Origin of the sequence: Smaragdicoccus niigatensis DSM 44881 = NBRC 103563 (assembly GCF_000380645.1) — a bacterium.
GTDB lineage: Bacteria > Actinomycetota > Actinomycetes > Mycobacteriales > Mycobacteriaceae > Smaragdicoccus > Smaragdicoccus niigatensis.
This window is the reverse complement of record NZ_AQXZ01000018.1, coordinates 277,675-294,403: the sequence shown is the minus strand read 5'-3', so window position 1 is coordinate 294,403 and position 16,729 is coordinate 277,675. Positions and strand designations below refer to the sequence as shown.

General features: G+C 63.8%; 18 protein-coding genes. 10 read left to right on the top strand and 8 right to left on the bottom strand.

Features of this window, described 5'->3' with window-relative positions; translation table 11 throughout:
• Positions 1–18: 18 nt before the first annotated feature.
• Positions 19–288, top strand: a complete 270-nt coding sequence (locus F600_RS0117575) for an Lrp/AsnC family transcriptional regulator (RefSeq protein WP_018161952.1) — start codon at positions 19–21, stop codon at positions 286–288.
• Here the strand turns inward: F600_RS0117575 and F600_RS28790 are convergent, their stop codons facing one another.
• The 3 genes from F600_RS28790 to F600_RS0117560 all read right to left on the bottom strand — a co-directional run bounded on the left by F600_RS28790 (position 289) and on the right by F600_RS0117560 (position 5,831).
• The gene (locus tag F600_RS28790; protein WP_040631804.1) at positions 289–2,904 is read right to left on the bottom strand and encodes a LuxR C-terminal-related transcriptional regulator; all 2,616 of its coding nucleotides are present in this window, start codon (positions 2,902–2,904) and stop codon (positions 289–291) included.
• A 67-nt stretch (positions 2,905–2,971) separates the two neighbouring features.
• Positions 2,972–4,954 carry a trypsin-like serine peptidase gene (locus F600_RS0117565; RefSeq protein WP_018161950.1) on the bottom strand — a complete coding sequence of 661 codons (1,983 nt, stop codon included), beginning with the start codon at positions 4,952–4,954 and terminating at the stop codon, positions 2,972–2,974.
• Between the two features lie 37 nt (positions 4,955–4,991).
• Entirely contained in the window at positions 4,992–5,831 is an 840-nt protein-coding gene (locus F600_RS0117560) for a DNA/RNA non-specific endonuclease (RefSeq protein ID WP_018161949.1), read from the bottom strand.
• 200 nt (positions 5,832–6,031) lie between these two features.
• Between F600_RS0117560 and F600_RS0117555 the strand changes: the two genes are divergently transcribed.
• From F600_RS0117555 to F600_RS0117540, 4 genes are all read left to right on the top strand, one after another.
• Positions 6,032–6,715, top strand: coding sequence for a matrixin family metalloprotease (locus F600_RS0117555; RefSeq protein WP_051090848.1), 684 nt, complete (start codon positions 6,032–6,034; stop codon positions 6,713–6,715).
• Positions 6,709–7,239 (top strand): hypothetical protein, encoded by a 531-nt coding sequence (locus F600_RS0117550; RefSeq protein ID WP_018161947.1) that lies wholly within the window; start codon positions 6,709–6,711, stop codon positions 7,237–7,239. Before F600_RS0117555 ends, F600_RS0117550 begins: the two co-directional genes overlap by 7 nt.
• A gap of 125 nt (positions 7,240–7,364) precedes the next feature.
• Positions 7,365–8,288 (top strand): trypsin-like serine peptidase, encoded by a 924-nt coding sequence (locus tag F600_RS0117545; protein ID WP_018161946.1) that lies wholly within the window; start codon positions 7,365–7,367, stop codon positions 8,286–8,288.
• Positions 8,276–8,545 (top strand): carboxypeptidase-like regulatory domain-containing protein, encoded by a 270-nt coding sequence (locus tag F600_RS0117540; protein WP_156024659.1) that lies wholly within the window; start codon positions 8,276–8,278, stop codon positions 8,543–8,545. Before F600_RS0117545 ends, F600_RS0117540 begins: the two co-directional genes overlap by 13 nt.
• On the opposite strand, the gene F600_RS0117535 is transcribed toward F600_RS0117540, so the two are convergent.
• Positions 8,542–10,167 (bottom strand): peroxidase family protein, encoded by a 1,626-nt coding sequence (locus F600_RS0117535; protein ID WP_211220085.1) that lies wholly within the window; start codon positions 10,165–10,167, stop codon positions 8,542–8,544. The genes F600_RS0117540 and F600_RS0117535 overlap by 4 nt on opposite strands.
• A 290-nt stretch (positions 10,168–10,457) precedes the next feature.
• Between F600_RS0117535 and F600_RS0117530 the strand changes: the two genes are divergently transcribed.
• From F600_RS0117530 to F600_RS0117520, 3 genes are all read left to right on the top strand, one after another.
• Positions 10,458–10,664, top strand: a complete 207-nt coding sequence (locus tag F600_RS0117530; protein WP_018161942.1) for a hypothetical protein — start codon at positions 10,458–10,460, stop codon at positions 10,662–10,664.
• A 91-nt stretch (positions 10,665–10,755) separates the two neighbouring features.
• Entirely contained in the window at positions 10,756–11,277 is a 522-nt protein-coding gene (locus F600_RS0117525; RefSeq protein ID WP_018161941.1) for an ester cyclase, read from the top strand.
• A 99-nt stretch (positions 11,278–11,376) separates the two neighbouring features.
• Positions 11,377–11,859: a QcrA and Rieske domain-containing protein gene (locus F600_RS0117520; protein ID WP_018161940.1), complete on the top strand. Its 483-nt coding sequence runs from the start codon at positions 11,377–11,379 to the stop codon at positions 11,857–11,859.
• Positions 11,860–11,888: 29 nt separating this feature from the next.
• Here F600_RS0117520 and F600_RS0117515 read toward each other — a convergent pair whose 3' ends face one another.
• Positions 11,889–12,212, bottom strand: coding sequence for a YciI family protein (locus tag F600_RS0117515; RefSeq protein WP_018161939.1), 324 nt, complete (start codon positions 12,210–12,212; stop codon positions 11,889–11,891).
• A 126-nt stretch (positions 12,213–12,338) separates the two neighbouring features.
• Between F600_RS0117515 and F600_RS0117510 the strand changes: the two genes are divergently transcribed.
• Entirely contained in the window at positions 12,339–12,668 is a 330-nt protein-coding gene (locus F600_RS0117510; protein ID WP_040631980.1) for a DUF2834 domain-containing protein, read from the top strand.
• Here the strand turns inward: F600_RS0117510 and F600_RS0117505 are convergent.
• The 3 genes from F600_RS0117505 to F600_RS28785 form a co-directional block, all read right to left on the bottom strand.
• Complete coding sequence (locus F600_RS0117505; protein WP_018161937.1) at positions 12,662–13,426, bottom strand: hypothetical protein; 765 nt, start codon at positions 13,424–13,426, stop codon at positions 12,662–12,664. The genes F600_RS0117510 and F600_RS0117505 overlap by 7 nt on opposite strands.
• A gap of 61 nt (positions 13,427–13,487) precedes the next feature.
• Positions 13,488–14,363, bottom strand: a complete 876-nt coding sequence (locus tag F600_RS0117500) for an LLM class F420-dependent oxidoreductase (RefSeq protein WP_026306644.1) — start codon at positions 14,361–14,363, stop codon at positions 13,488–13,490.
• Between the two features lie 68 nt (positions 14,364–14,431).
• Positions 14,432–16,102 carry an NAD-binding protein gene (locus tag F600_RS28785; protein ID WP_040631800.1) on the bottom strand — a complete coding sequence of 557 codons (1,671 nt, stop codon included), beginning with the start codon at positions 16,100–16,102 and terminating at the stop codon, positions 14,432–14,434.
• 155 nt (positions 16,103–16,257) lie between these two features.
• Here F600_RS28785 and F600_RS0117490 point away from each other — a divergent pair, with 155 nt between their 5' ends.
• Complete coding sequence (locus tag F600_RS0117490) at positions 16,258–16,725, top strand: membrane protein (protein WP_040631797.1); 468 nt, start codon at positions 16,258–16,260, stop codon at positions 16,723–16,725.
• Positions 16,726–16,729: the final 4 nt, after the last annotated feature.

Here is a 16,729-nt window from a genome sequence, read left to right as displayed (position 1 = left end):
AAAGGGAGGCACCCGACAGTGATCACCGCCATCGTCCTGATCAAAGCCAACGTGCACCGGATTCCGGAGACCGCGCAAGCCGTGGCGAACATCGAGGGCGTCACGGAGGTGTGGTCGTGCGCCGGCGACATCGATCTCATCGCCAAGGTCTGGGTGCGGAACCACGAGAACATCGCCGCGATCGTCACCGATGGCATCAACCGGCTCGCGGGTGTGGAGTCGACGTCGACGCACATCGCGTTCCGTCAGTATTCGGCCGCCGATCTCGACGCGGGCTTCGACAGCTGACTAGGGCCGAGGGGCCGATGCGTCGACCCTTTCCTGTCGGATCACCTTCGCGAGACCGTCGCGATCGGCGACGTCGAGTTTGAAGCAGGCCCGGTAGACGTGGCCTTCGACCGTACGCACCGACAGCGTCAGGCGATTCGCGATCTGTCGATTGGTCAGGTCGGCGGCCACCAAGGTCGCGATTTCCAGTTCACGTGCGGTGAGTGGCAGCGGATGTGCGGCGGATCGAATCGCCGGCGTGGCGGCACCGCCGCATAAGGCCGCGAGTCGCGTGGCGCGTCCGCCGGATTCTGCAAGGCGCTGACGGTCACCGGTTTGGTCGTGCCTGGCCGCGGCTTGCGCGGCCGCATCGGCGGCCGACAACAGGGCACCCACCGTTTCGAATTCCCGGCTGACCGCATCAAGGGCTGCGCCGTCCGAGGCGGCCACGGCCGCCGCGTGCCGCGCCTGGATCTTAACGAGCTTGCCGTCGACAACCTCGGCCAACTGCGCAAGCCGACCAGCTACGGCACGATCTCCGAAGCGAGCCGCGGAATGCAGTGCGTCTGCTTCGGCGGCAAGCTGTCCGGAGTTGCGTGCCTTTTCCGCGGCTCTGCGCGCAATGTCGATGGCGCGTTGTGGTGCGTCCTCGGCCGCAGCGGCCCACGCCCGCGCCAACATGAGGTGCGGTTCGTGGATAGCCATGTGTCCGCCGGTGTGTGCCTGCGTCTCCGCCAACACACGTGCGGAATCGTCCGCACGCCCGAGCCCCGCATATGCCTTCGCCAACAAGATCATCGCGGGCAAACGCCACGGCAGCGGCACCTCGGCCGACATCGCGGCAAGAGCCTGTTCGATGAGTGCGACAACCTCGGCGAGATGGCCCCTGCCCAAGGCCACGGTGCCGGCGATCCCCTTCGAGATCGCCCACGCGACGGCCTGTCCGGCCGACGAGAAGACGGCGTACTCGGCGGCCTTGGCGTCGGCGCGGTCCAGTTCGCCGATCGTGGTGAGCGCCAAGACTTCGCCGTAGCGGATCATGACGCGGATCATTCCGTCCGTTGCGCGCTGTTCGGTGCGGCACCGGTCGGCGATCGCTTCGAATTCGCCACCTCGCCCCGCGACCGGCAGCGCCAGGCCCGCACCGTACGCGGCCCACTCGATGGCCTGTTTCGGTGACTGCGGGTCCGCGAGCACCGCCTCTGCTTCGGCGAGACCTTGACTGAACTTGTTCTCGTGCACCCGCATTGCCGATGCGACGCCGTCCACGACCAGACGCAGGCTGGGGTGACGTACCTTCTCCCGCAGTTGCGCCAGAATCGAGTCAGCGCGCTCCACCGCACCCATCGACCAGAACACGTTGGCGACCCGAGTCAAACCCCAGCGCACCAATTCCAGCTCATTGAGTGCATCAGAACCGAAGGCCGCCAGCGTTTCGTCGGCCTGGTTGGGATGGCCTTGCCACAGCAGCGCACGGGACAGGAGTTCCGCGGCCGCCAAGCCTCCCCCGCGCTCGAGCGCACCGCGCGCGATGGCTTCGCCGGATTCGAGGTTCGAGAGCGATATCGCGTCTTTGGCTGCGGTGACGAGCAGTTGGGTGTCGGGAGTCTGATCGCTGCGTAGGTAGAGCTCGGCGAGCCGGATCCGCCCGCCGGGTGTGCCACTCTCCCGATCGCGCAGCGAACGAACGAGCTGGCCGCGGATCTTGCGGGCCGAGACCGTGCCGGTGCGGGATCGGATCACGTCGCCGATCAACGGGTGACTGAAGCGGGCATCGATGCGGCGTCCGTCGTCGATCAGGCGAATCAAGCCGTGCAGTTCCGCAGTGTCGACCGCTTCCTCACCGGCGAGTTCACACAACACGTCGATGTTCAGCGGCTCACAGAACGCCAACAACCGCAGCGCGGACTCGGCTTTGCCGATCCCCAGGATGCGTTCCTCGAGGAGTGCCGTCAGGCCCGACGTGACGACGGTTTCGCCACGCAACTGCCAGACGCCGCCGACCTCGGTCAGTCGCCCGGCATCGAGTCCACCTTCGACAAGATGCCGGATGAAGAGTGCATTCCCACCTGACGACTCCCAGATCACGTCGGCACTCAAACCCTCGAGCTGCCCACCGAGGACGGATTCGATGAGCTCTACGCTTTGCTCCTTCGTGAACGGCTGCAGCTCGATTCGCTTGAGGTGACCGTCTTTCCACATCGCGGTGATCGCGTCCGGTACCGGTTCACCGCTGCGAACGGTGGCGACGATGCGCGCGGCGCGATCGATGGCGACCTGATGCAGGAGAGTCGCGGAGAGATCGTCCACCAGCTGGGCGTCGTCGACGACGATGAGGCTATGCCCGTCGGCGACGACGGCGTTGCGAGCGGCCGCGACCAAAGCCGCCGGATCCCGGGAACCCGTCGACTCCAACAAGTGTGCGAAAACTCCGAGCGGAATGCTGCGAGCGCACTCGGTGCCCGCGACCCAGAGCGGCTTGGGCGACAAGGATTGGGTGACCGCGCGCGCCAAAGCAGTTTTGCCGACGCCGGGAGGGCCAACGAGCATGACTCCGCACGCGGTGCCGTCGGTGAGGGCCGACCGCATTGTTCTCGCCTCAGACGGCCGTTCAATCCACTGCCACCTGGCGGCCATGAATTTGATACTAAACCGCCAGGTCGCCGCCTGAATCTTTAATTGTCGTGGCGCTCCGGACTGTCCATCATTTGATCAGACCTTCGTGGATCGTCTCGGCGACCTCCGGGTGCGCAAGGTACTCCGCGATGTCATGAGCATGGGCCTTCGGGTTCTCGACGTTCATCTCGAGCAGGTTCGGACCCCAGGACTTCCGGAGCGGGCATCCGATGGCAATCGGATCGCCCGCATACCACGTGTTCAGCCACTTGCCGACGCGGCTGGGCCGGGTCGGACCGTGGATCAGCAGCTTCTTGTACACCGCGTCGAGTCCCAACGGACTGCCCGCGGTCACCATGAGCGTCACCTCGACGTTGCTGGACAGCCGGGTCAGGAGGTCCATCGCGACGACCGTGCCGAGACTGTGGCTGACGAGGACGATCGGCCCGGACGATGGAAGGTCGGCGGCAACGGTGTCGAGGACATTCTCGCGGGTCTCCTCGTTGTCGAGATAGGCCGCAACGTCTTTGAAGATCGTCTCGATGATCGCGTCGTCCAGGCCGCTGCGGGCCGCGAGCCAGGCCAACTGTGTGCGTATTTTGCTCACCACGCCACTGCCAAACGATCCGAGGCTTTCGGGTGCCTCGACTTCGCCGTCCGGCGGCATTCCGGCGTTCTCGGCGGCCTCCGCGATCATCTGGGCGAACAGGCCGCCTGAGCCGAGGTCATCGGTGATCGATTCCTTCGCCCCGAGATCTTCGACAAGCCGATCGCCATAAAACGGAAAGTAGATGTCCGCCGGCTCGACCGTACTCACGCCGGCGAGCGTGAGTCCCTTGTTCAAACCTGCTGTCCACGCGCGCCGGAGCAGTTCGGGGTCGTGTCCCTGCTGACTCCGGCCGTGGATGAAGACCATGCTGCGCTTCCCGCCGAACGCACCCGGCCGGGCACTGACGCCGGAAAGAATGGGCGCGGGGACCTTCTCGGTGGCGGGCTGGGGTTCGGTAGCGGGCGCTGGTGCGGCGGCGGGCGTGGCGGCGACCCGGGCCTGCCGTCCGAGTTCCGCGAGGATGTCTTGCTGTGTCGGCGTCAGGTTCCGGTCGGCCAGGTTTTTGAGGATCACGCTCACCCGCGCGCCCTCGTTGGCCGCCCACTCGATGGCGTCCTCGCCGTCCCCCGGCTGCCATACCTTGCCGTCCTTACGCAGGACACGGCCTTGATCGTCCTTCTTCTTCACGCCCGCGTGATGGAGCGCCACCACTTCCCACTGATCATTGAAGACCGGTGAGCCGGAGTTCCCCGGCAGGGTGTCGGCCGTGTAGTGCAGGAATTCGTCGAGTTGAGCCTCGAGTCGGTTGTCGCGGATCGAGATTTCCTTGAACCGTCCCATCGGGTGGCCGATGATGTTCATCGCTTCGCCGATCACGATCTTGCCCGTCTGCGCGATCAGCGGATTGAACCAGCCGACGACCTGACCCGCGGTTGTGCCATCGTCGCGCGGCGCCACCAGGACGAGCGTGTAATCGAGGTGCTTGTCCGTCACGAAGAACGTGTCCGGGTCCAGCCGAAATCGCGTGCACGCGGCCGGCGCATTGTCGACGCCAATCTCGGCGCCGAATTCGATCACCGCAGTCCCGGCGGTCACCACGTCCGGCAGCACGTGGTTGTTCGTGAGCAGCAACCGCGGCGACACCAGCGAACCGGTGCCCTGGGGAGTCTCGCCACCGTTGGCGGACAATGAAATTCGAGCGACCGCCGAGGCAGCACGGGTGCCGCGGGGAAGGAAGCTGACCGGCTGTGATTCGTTTGCCGCGCCGATGATGCGCTCAAGCGCGGCATCCGCGTCGAGTTCCTCGCGGCCGACGTCGATCACCGCCTGGGCCGGAATCTCGCCGTTCTTCAGGAGTCGGGTGGCCCGGGCGACGATCTGGTCGTGCGTGTCCACGACTGTGTGTCCGGCCTTGTTTCGCCGTACTTCGGTCGCGGCTCGCTGTGATTCGGACTGGGCGTATCGCCGCGTGGCGGCGTCCACCTGGTCGCCCCGCGACATCGTGAAGTCGTCGATGGTCATGGTGTTGCTCCATATGTCTCGAGTGCCCGTGGTCTTCTCACCAGCGGATGTCGGAGAGGCTGTTGAGCGGCGGGCGCGGCCCGAATGCCTCGACCTCAGCGAAGGTGTCGGCGACTCGGATCTCCGTGGCGAACTGCAGTCCAGTGCGCTGTTCGACCTCGCCGACCGCGACCTGGTAGACCCGGAATTCGTCGAGTGCGAAGGCCTCGAGTTCGTCGAGATTCTGGGTGAGGACGAAGGCGCGCGCCTTGAGGGTGCCGCCTTCCGCGAAAACGATGATCTTGAAGAATTCCCGCGGGATCTTCGTGCCTCGATAGACGCGGTCATCGTCGTGGAAGATCGGTCCGCCGAAAACGGAAATCCGTAGATTCTGGACATCGACCTCGTCGAACACCGCGTTCTCCAACTCGCCCCACAGGCCTTGCTTCGCGCTCTGGTTGAAGTCATCCATCTGCGGAGTGATGTTCGTGTAGTAAAACGAGTCCGTGTTCGCGCGGTCGGCTTCCGGGAGCGGTCCCCACAGGAGGTCCGCACGACGCGCGATATGTCCACGATCGACGCGGTTGTTGCTGTAAAGCTCGTTTCCGGTCTGGAATTCGGCCGGAATTCGCGGGTCCTTCGTGAACGGTATTCCGGCGCGGTTGAGCTTCTTGAGGTTGCCGCCGTCGATGTTCCAGGCGACCCACCGCGGAAATCGTCGCGTCTTCGACAGCGCGAGCGAGAAATGCGTGTAAGGAATCACTTCGGACCCGTCGAGGGCGAAGGTGTCCGCGTGCAGTGCCACGTCGAGGCTCGGCACGTCGAGCGGGGTGGAGAGAAACAGCGGGTCGAAGCCCGTCTGGGCGAGTTCGCAGTCGGGGAGCGTCTGAGTGAGCATGCGTCGGACGTTAGGACCGTATAAACGGTCAGCGCGCGGGTAGCTCACTACGCGAATTTCGAGCGCCCGGTACTTAATCCTTGGGCTGACGGCGGTGTCGGAATTTCGGGTAGTCCGCTACTCACGGCAGCCGAACATTCCGTCGCGATCCTTGTGAATACCCGGGCACCGCGCTCGGATGTCCGAAAGGGGAAGTCGCAATGTCAGAGAACGAACGCCATTTCTGTGTAGTGGTCGACGCGCCATTGGCGCCGGATACCGAGGCCGCATTATTGCTGGGCACCAAGTGGAAAAAGGGTCAGGAAATCACTGTCCGCTTCCTGGAAGGTGCGCCGGACCTCAAGCGTCGCGTTCGAGAGGTAGCCGAGCAGTGGACGGGCGAGAAGATGGCGAATCTGACACTGAAGTTCGTCGAGAAGGGGCCCGCGGACATCCGGATTGCCTTCGTGCAGGGCAACGGCTCGTGGTCGTACCTCGGCACCGTGTGCCAGCAGATTCCGGCCAACCAGCCGACGATGAATTACGGCTGGCTTACGCCGACCTCGTCCGACGATGAAGTGCGTCGTGTTGTGCTCCACGAATTCGGTCATGCGCTCGGCCTCATCCACGAACACCAGAACCCGAACCAGCCCATCAAGTGGAACCGCGCTGCGGTGATCGCCGACCTGTCCGGACCGCCGAACAACTGGAGTCCAGCGACGATCGAGAACAATATGTTCAAGAAGTACGACCCGAGCGACCTCGCGAGCACCCCCGTCGACGCCGAGTCGATCATGATGTACCCGATTCCGAAGTCGTGGACTCTCGACGGATTCTCCGCCGGCATGAATCGCGCACTCTCCCCCACCGACGTCGAGTTGATCAGGGCGCAGTACCCATGGTGACGTCGAACAAGACGACGTTCGAATACCCCATCGTGGGCGGGTTGCGGATATCGCTCCAGCGATACCTGCAGCCCGCCTGCGGCGGTATCGACGCCTTGCCACACAGCTGTGGTGCCTTACCGATGCTCGTGACCTCGCACGGGCTGCTGGCACCGTGCCCGGACGGGGAGGCGTTCTGGGTGGGACTTGTTGCAGCTCGCGGGGTTTCGTGGACCGTGCGCGTTGAGGCATCGACGTTGATCGGCGCCAGCGCCGGGGCCGAACGCGCGCACGTTCCGCCCGCGTGCGGCGTCCCAGGTATTCCGCGTGATGACACCTCGTGGTGGCCATTCACCACGTGTCCGGTCGTGCAGAGCGCGCCGGCCTGCCGGTCGCTGGCGATCCATGCCCGCCGGGGCGACTGGGGCGCGTCCGGCGCGGTCTGCGTCGAGCTCGTCGACGCCGAAGAGTTCGAATCCCTGGCCGGGAAGCCGGTTCCCCGCCTCGATACACAGGCCGCTTACGGCGGCTGGCGGCTGCCGTGACCACACCTGAGTAGTCGCGTCCGGAAACTGACGTAGACCGCTACGCAGGCCCTCGGATGAGGTCGAAAACCAGTCTTGAGCTGGATCAACCACCGCCGCCCAGCGGCCCGCCCGAAGGAGAGTCAATGAACAGCGTCGACGAGAAACTCGATGAACACACCCCGGTGTCCAGTGTTGCGAAGGAAGTATCAACCGCGGTCGAGCAGGAGGGAAACGTCGGCTCCGCGAGCGGCGTATCCGACGCCGACGGCGGAATCGAAAACGTACCGGGATACTCGCTCCCCCAGGCCCAGGTCCTGACCGAAACCGCCGCCGTTGAACTCCACTCGCTGCCCGACATCGCCTGGGCTTCCTTCGGCGAGCCGATCGACGCCGAGGCCGTGATCGGCACCGACGACCGGGTGCAGATCACCAACACGAGCGTCTACCCGTGGCGGGCACACGCATCACTGCTCATCACCGCCGCCGACGGCTCGCAGTGGATCGGAACGGGCTGGTTCCTCGGACCACACACGCTGGGTACCGCTGGCCACGTCGTCTTCATCAAGAACAGCGGGGTACCCGGACGCGACGGATGGGTGAGGTCGATCCAGGTCATGCCGGGCCGCAACGGCAACCAGCTGCCCTACGGATCGGTGACAGCATCGAACTTCCATTCCGTTCTGGGCTGGACCCGCGACGGGGACCAGAACTACGACTACGGCGCGATCGTCCTGGGCTCGGACCTGGGAAGTCAGACGGGCTGGCTTGGTTTCGGTGCGTACGACGACGCCACGATTCAGGGATCGACTGCGAACATCTCTGGCTACCCGGGTGACAAGCCGGCGGGCACGCAGTGGTACCACGGCAGCCGCGTGACGTCGGTCAATGCGCAGAAGGTCTTCTATGAAACCGACAGCTTCGGCGGGCAGAGCGGCAGTGCCGTCTACCGCATTGTCGGGCAGGACCGCTACGCCTTCGCGGTGCACACGTATGGCGGGGCGACGTCGAACTCGGGTACGCGCATCAACAACGCGGTCTTCAACAACCTGGTGGCGTGGAGAGCATGACGGCTGCCGGTCATCCGGTGATCTCTGGGGAGGTCGTGTCCGACGATGGTTTCGTCGTCGGCGCGGCCGTCCTGTTCGCACACGCGCCCTTCCCGACGCCCGATATCGCGGCGCTGACCGACGACCGCGGACGATTCCGGCTACCGAGTGTAGGCAGCGGGCATTACTGCATTGCCGTGAACGCGGCCGGTTCTGCGTTGGTGCGCCACGAATTCGACGTGGCGGCCGACGACGTGTGGGTGACCGTCCGAATCTAGTTGCCGCGCTGCCAGTCGTTGCGCGTCATGCTGACGTAGTAGTGCTCACCGTCTTTGACGTTCCGGTTCAGGATGTCGGACAGCGTGTGCGTTTGGTGGATGATCTCCCAGCCGACGTCGGAGAAGGTCTCTCGTTTGTAGACTCTCGGCGCCAGCAGTGGGTTGGTCAATGCCTGCGAGAACGCGTCGAGGGCCACCATGCGACCAATCAAGGGTGGAAGGGCCGAGTTGACTTTCCGGTCCTCGGCAAACAGGCCTGGATAGAACTCGATGGCGTGGGCGTTCCCATAGATCCTGCTCAGCGCTTCCTGGATCGCGGGGTCGCTGGATATCTGGTCGAAATCGTCCACCGGCGGGAAACCGCAGTTCGCTCGGTAGTCGTTGTAACTGCCGAGTTGGACGAACCTGCCCTGCGCGACGCTGGCCGCCTCGATGAACAGCAGGTCTTCGTCGGTGTTGAAAAGGCCGATTTCGCCGGCAGGTTGGTTCGAGAAGTCTTCGAAGAGTGGTCCGAGCCCGCGCTTCAAGAGGATGTCGTTGTTGAACACCGTCTCCTTCGCGGCAATGGCCTTGCCTTCGACCTTGATGACCGACGGAATGAGGCTGTGCCACCGATAGAGAAGGTTGAATTCGACGGCCATCCAATTCTCTCGGAACCAGGTCATCCGAGCCAGGCTTGCCGTGTCGAGGGAGAACTTGAAATGGAACGGCGAGATGTGGTTGATGTACTCGCCGATGACGATCTTGATCAACAGCACGATCAGGATGTTGCGCGCCGTTTGGAACAGGCGCTCATCGTCCCACTCGCTATCGCCGTGGTGTGCCGTCGCCAATTCCCCGGCGATGCGGTTGTGTTCCCGAAAGAACAGGACGCTCATCATGGCGTAGCCGACCTGGGTGTTCGCCCGGTCGCCGCCGAGGGCGAAGAGTCCTGGGATGTGTTTGTCTTCGCACATCTCGAGCCGCAACACGTCGAGATCGCGGAATGCCCGGACTCGCTTTCCGTTCGGCATGCACAGTCGCGGTGGGAATTCTTCCGGCGCATGCGTATCCGGGTCTGCCAAGAGGCGGCCGCCGCGGCCCTCGCGGAGTAAGCCGGTGACCGATCGTTTGATGCCGTACAGCTGGCAGAGGTCGATCTGGTGGTTCGAGGTGTTCTTGCGGTAATCCCTGGGTTCGGTCCGATCGCTGCGCAGAAATCCGTCCGTGAACCATTGCGCGAAAGTGGCGAAGAGCAGCGTCGATTTCGGGCATAGCCGCGTTTGCTCACCGCGCCGGAACAACTCGGTGACCCGGGTCAGTTCCGGCAGATCGCCGGCCGGCTTGGGCTTGAGGTGCCGCCCATCGAATGTCCGATCGGTGAGCGAGTCCCACGACGTGTACGGCGCCATGGTGCTCAAGGGCTCCGGGCGCGGCGGAATCTTGAGAACTGCGGTGTTGATGAGAAATCGATTCATCCACCGATTTGTCGGCCCGAATTTCTGGATGACCCACCAAAAGAGCCGGAAATGCGTCATCACATAGAACTCTGCCCGATTTCGACGGCCGTCCTTTGAGATGTCCCGGTTCGGCGACGCCGATCCCGCGCCGCCTACCTCGAACGTATTCATGGGCAACCGCATTTCGCGCTCCTCGCATCCGTTGACCGGATTTCAGGCAATGGCCTGTACGGAGGTCCAGCACGAAGATCACTTCTCGGCCGCGGCCTGAGCTTCTTTGCTGGACTGGACTTTACGCCTCGCGCTGAGGGTCGGAAGGGGTATTTCCACCCGGTCTGAACTGTATTGAGTTCGCATGACAAAGCAGTTGAGTATTGCGAAGCGTGAGGTTGCGTAGTGCCCTACTCGCGCGCGTTCGAACCACGCGGCGCACGCTGATTGAACGATAAAGAACTGCCCCGAGGAGGGCCGCCATGAACGTCTTGCTGGAAATGACCGCCCTTTCGCTGGCACGTCCGACGTTTGATGCGAGTTCCACCGAAATTGCCGCCTGGTTCGAGGCGAAGGCGTGCTTCCACGACCATCTCGCCGGCGAAGGCGGACCCGATGCCGAGCACGAGCGCGCGTTGGCAACGAGCGCGCGGCGGCGATCGCTGGTGTTAATGGGTGGCGCGGCGTAGGAGTGGGTGGGCGATTTTCGCTGAACAGCAGCCAAAATCGCTGACACAAGCGTCAAATTCACCACGTGCCTGACGAGGTGAGGATGCCACGATGTTGACCCCGGAAATCCGTGCTGCTCGCGAGAAGGTCGTGCTCGACCACTTCCACGACGAAGTTCGCCAAGACTGGGACGCCACGCTGTCGACGTTCCCGCACCCGCACTACGAGATCATCCCGTTGATGAAGGTCCACGATGGTGACCGGGAAGTCCGGGATTACTACCACGACACCCGCGTTGCGTTCCCGGACCAGGACCACGAGATCATCGCGCTGCGGCACAGCGACGACGCCGTCATCGTCGAGTTCTGGCTGCTCGGGACGCACCAGGGCTTCTTCGGCGCGATTCCACCGACGGGCAACCGTTTTCGGGTTCGGATGACGGCCTACTTCATCTTCGATGCCGACGAAAACCTCGTGTGCGAACGCATCTACTTCGACACTCTGACGTGGATGCGGCAACTGCTGTCGGGCATCAACCTGAAGAACCCGAAGAACTGGCCGTTCGTCCTTCGGGCGGTGCGCGGCGCGATGGCACAGACCTCGAGCGAGCCCGATCCCCGACTGACGCACTGATTGACAGCGAACCGTTACCGGTAGGTCAGCGGTTTCCGTAGGTGCTGCGGCCATACTGGGCCATTGGAGGATCAGTGACCTGGGAAGGGATGCCCACCAATGCCCGATGAAACTCAGATCTCGCGGCGCGGCGTTGTCCTCGGCGCCGGAGTCGCAGCCGGTGCGCTGACGATCGCGGCGTGCGGCGGGCCGGACGTCACGTACTCGCAGGGATCGAAGACGACCGCTGAGTCGACCTCAGCGTCGCCTTCGACCGCGGAGGAGACCACTGCCCAGGCGGCCCCCAACCCGGCGGAATCTGTGCGCGCGGATGAACTGGCCAAGACGTCGGACGTTCCGGACGGCGGTGCTGTCCTCGTCGGCGGGGTCCTCATCACCCAGGAGACCAAAGGCTCCTACCGAGCCTTCAATCCGGTGTGCACACACCGCGGATGCGCCGTGGAGACCGCCGGCTCGATGATCGCCTGCCCGTGCCACGGCAGCCTGTTCAGCCTCGACGGCAGCGTCGTCAACGGTCCGGCCATGAGTCCACTCCGTCCGATCGCGATCAAGGTCGCGGGCGACTCCATCGTTCGCGCATAGTCTTTCGTCGCCCGAGACCTCGAACCTGATCACAGGAACGGTCGTACCTCGACCTTCCGGTTGCAGCACTTCGACCCCTCGGCGCCCAATTTGAGTGCGATGTCGAGGTCGTCGGCTTCAATGATCCAGAATCCGGCGAGATACTCTTTCGACTCCACGAACGGGCCGTCGGTGAAGACGACTTCTGCACCCCGGTTGTCGATGACGGTGGCCGGTTCAGGTGATCCGAGGCCGCCGGCGAAGACCCAATAGCCCTCAGTCTGAAGTTTGCTGTTGAACACGTCGATCGCAGCGTCTTCAACCGGGGTCGAGGGTCCCGTGCCGTCGTCGATCACGGAAAGCATGAACTGCATCGTTTTCTCCTTTGTCGGGCCACCGTTGTGTGGCGCTCATCTTGACTACGAACAGCAATGGCTCAGTGCGACAACAGCCCACCAACTTTCTTCCAGAAGTTTCCCGGAACGGCCTACGTTCATGACATGAACCGATCACTGCTGATACCGGTGTACGCAGCTCTGGCGTTGGGTGCCTTGATTGCGACGTGGACCTTCAACATCGCCCACATCGCACATGGTGGATCGGCGTCCGACTTCTTCACTGACGGCTACGTGAACTACGTGTCCAGTTCCCTCACCAATGACCTGCTGTTCGTGGCGGTGGCCGCGATTGTGTTCATGGTCGTCGATGCGCGGCGCACCGGCGTTCGATACGTGTGGGTGTACGTCGTGCTGTCGTTCGCGATTGCGATCAGCGTGATGTTTCCGCTGTATCTGATCGCCCGGGAGCGTGCGTTGGCGGCGAGTCAGTAGAAGCGCAGCCCACGCTGTCGAACGATGAACACCGCGGCGATTGTGCCCGCGATCCAGAAGGCGAGTCCGCCTCCGATGGTCACCAGGGCGTGCCCGCCCATTGACAGTTGGTGCATGAGTTCGCGTGGCAGCAAACGGGGCTCGCCGTCGAGCGGTCGAATCAAGTAGTACAGGACGTACGGCAGCGCCAGGTGGGCCAGCCACGGCACGGTGGCGTGTAGCTGACGGCGTTCTGCCCAACGCTGTTTGAGCGAGCGAGGCGCGACCGTCAGCAGCACTGACACCACGTTCCCGACGCCCATCCACGCCAGGATCGGCAGGCACACGAGAGGCAGGGTGACCGCGAGGCGATCGGGTGATTCATGTGCGATGGTCATTCCCGCGGTGAGCAGCAGCGTGGGAATTCCGACGATGACCAGCAGCGTCAGATTCTTGACGAGGAGGATTCCGCCGATCCCCTCGCCTTCGCGTAGTCGATTGCTCAGTCGTTCCGCATCGAGTCCGAGCACGTTGGTCGTGGTGACGTCCGCGAGCACGAAAGTCGCGAAGTAGGTACCGACGAGGACGACCCAGTCACGATGGCTGTGGCCGGTCAGCGGTGAGATGACGAGCCAACCGATCGACAGCACGACGTTCGCCACGACGCCTTCGAGCCAGCGGCGCGGAGGGCGGAAAGACCACGTAATCTCGCCCGCGACCCGGTTGGCGAGTGGACGCGCCTGCGGCGCGTCAACTCGTTCGAGGGTCGACGTTGTCATGTCACCAGTGGACAACGCCTAGCTGTGAGAACGCTGGAAGCCGGGTCTGAACTTCCTCGGTCTAACCGAGCTCCGCCAGACGCGGCACGACCGGTGCGACACTTTCGATCCAGGCCGCTGGACTTCCCGACCGCGGTGCAAGCATCACCATGTGAACGCCGAGATCGGCGTACGGCTGCATGTTTCGCACGAATTCATCGTGGCTGTCCGGGGACGATAGTGCGGCCCGCGCGAGAATCGTGACGCGGATATCGCCGAAGTCCCGGCCCACGTCGTCGCAGTGCGAGCGTAAGACGTCGAGCTTGTGTTCGACGTCGGCCGGTGCGGCCGCAAACAGGTTGCACGCGTCGCCGTATTGCGCGACGAGACGCAACGTCTTTCGCTCTCCGCTGCCACCGATCATCACTGGTGGACGTCGGATCGGCTGCGGGGAACACAGCGTTTCGGCGAGTTGGTAGTACTGGCCTTCGTACGGACCGTTGTTCTCCGGGTCCCACATTTGTGCGCAAATCTGCAGGGCCTCTTCCAGCCGCGAAAAGCGTTCTTTGAGAGGGGGAAACGGAACTCCCAAACCAACGTGCTCGCGCTCGAACCAGGCTGCGCCAAGACCCAGATTCGCCCGCCCGCCAGACAGGACATCGAGCGTCGTGACGATCTTGGCCAGCAAGGCAGGCGGCCGATAGGTGACGCCCGTGACCAGGAGACCGAGTTCGATCTGACTGGTGTGCGCCGCCAGGTATCCGAGCGTCGTGTAGCCCTCGAGCATGTAGGCGTCAGCGGGTAAACCCATCGGCTCGATTTGGAAATAGTGGTCCATGAAGGACAGCCACTTGGCCCCGATGTCCTCGGCCGCTCGGCCAATTCGCGCGAGTTCGGGCGCGATCGTCGGAACTCCGCCATCGAAGTTGAAAATCGGAATGTGGAAGCCCAGATCCATCGACATTCCCGTCGCTCGTAGCTGGCTCGGACCGTCTTCCCCGACTCTACGGAAAGGCTGGCCCAACATCACGCCTCGGCGCGAACCCGCCCTTGACGGAGTGTGGCGAGGAGTTCTCGGTACGGGCCGACGATGTACGCGGTATCGCCCGCCGAAAGGCGAGTATCCCGACGCGGATGCAGCTGGAGCGGCATCGCTTTGCGCTCGATCGCGAAAACCCTGGTCTGGGTGGACAAATCGGCCATTCGCAGGCCGTCCAACTCGCTGTCTTCCTCGACGAAGACACCGCCCACGGTGAACGACTGCTGTCCCACCGAGAACGTGCCGAGGACGCGGAGCCCCATGGCTGCGCCGATGAACCACGGTGCCGCGAGGTCGACCGTCGACCGCACATGGTCGAAGCCGAATCGTTTGGCGACCGCAGAGCCGAGATCGCGGTCGAAGACTCGCATCACGACCGGGACGTCGGGCCAGCGGGAACCCAAGCGGTTGCGCAGCACGATTCCGGTCTCGATGTTGACCATGTCGTCCTGGGTGAGAACGGCGACAGCCTGAGCCTCGTCGATCCGCGCCGCGTCCCAGGTCGCCGGCAGGGTCGCGTCGCCGAAGATGATCGGTATGTCCAGCTCGGCTGCGGTCGCCAGGTAGCGATTGCTCTCCGACCGCTCGATCACCGCGACGTCGTATCCCGCGTCTTTGAGGTCCTTCGCCACACGGATTCCGAAGGAACCGATACCGACGACGATGATGTGCTGGGTGAGGTCGCGTACCGCCCGTCGTCCCGCGTTCTGCGCGACACGTCGCGACAGCAGCAGGTCGACGACGAACGCCATGACAACGGCGGTGGTCGCGATGCCGGCGAACATCAGGAAGATGCTGAACATTCGTAGCCATACCGGCTGGTCGACGAACGAGAAGTCGCCGTAGCCGACCGTTGCGATCGTCTCGGTGGAGAAGTACAGCGCGTCGACGAAGCCCATACCCGGTCGCTGGTACGCATAGCGCAGCAACACCGTTGAGATGGCCAGCAGAGTGAGGCCCACCCCGAGGGCGCGGAAGAATGTCGGGTTCACGTCTTCGCGGAACGCCCGCAGCCCGGAAACCAGCCGGGAGGTTGGCGAGCGCAGCCGAGGCCTGCGGACGACACTGACGGGCGGCGCGATGCCATACGGCTCGAACTCATCGGCGGTTCCGATGAGTGCGGTCAGATCACCCTGTCGCACTGCGAAGTCGCGGCCCGGGCACGCGACGACGTTGCCCGGAGACGGTGACGCCTCCCCCTCCAACACCGCGACGGGAGCCAGATCGCCGAAGACATCGCGAAGAACGCCGTCGCGGGAAACCTGACTTTCGGAGATCACGAAGTCCACGCCCGCCGCCGCAACAGTGTGGGTCGTACGTCGCAAGCATGCCTCTACGACCGAAGGTGCTGCGAGATCGGCGACACCGAGCACCGCGCCCGGACCGTTTCCGCGTGCCACGGCTTCGCGGATCACGTCATTCACCAGGCGGGTCACGACCCGCACGTTCGGGTTGAGTTGCCGAGCCAAGAGCGCGATTTCGAGGTTCTGCGCATCACCTGTGCCGGCGCAGACGACGGCCGACGCTTTCGAAACACCGGCTGCGCGGAGTCCCTCGACGCCCTCGAGTGCGACGACGCGCACACCAGAACTTCCAAGCTCGTCGGCGATACGAAGAGCGAGCGCGTCACGGCCGTAAACAATCGCGTGTCCCCTCACCCTTGGGAACGTTAGCGTGCGCTCCGACGTTGCTGGGGCCGACATATGGCCTTTCGCCTCACGACTTTCGTCACTGGCGAATGCGGTCGGCGAGAGATGAAATGGAAGTACGGGCCGAGTTATCCGCCCGATCGCTCCGTCTCGGGGAGGCAGCAATGAAGACTTCACAGTCGATCGACGCCAGGACACGGATGTTCGCCCGTGTGATCGGCCCCTACCTGGTGCTCGTCATGGCCGTCGCAATTGCGCGTTTCTCGGACCTGCGGAACTTGATCTCTCAATTCACCGCCGACTCCAGCCTGACGTGGTTCGGCGGCGCGTTCGTGCTTCTCGCTGGACTGATCGTCATCGCGCTGCACACATCGTGGCGCGGTGCGCCGGCGATCATCGTGTCGCTCATGGGATGGAGCACGGCACTCAAGGGTCTCGCTCTGATGGCATTTCCCGCCTCGTACTTCGACTTCGCGAAGTCCTTTGTCGATGCGACTCCCGTGTGGATCGCTACGTACGTTCTGGTGGGCGTCATCGGCCTCTACCTGACGTATGTCGGTTGGGGTTCGTCGTTGCGGATGCCGACAGTCCACGGTTCGCGCTCGTTCGGGCGGTTGGGGCACGCCACGTAGGGTG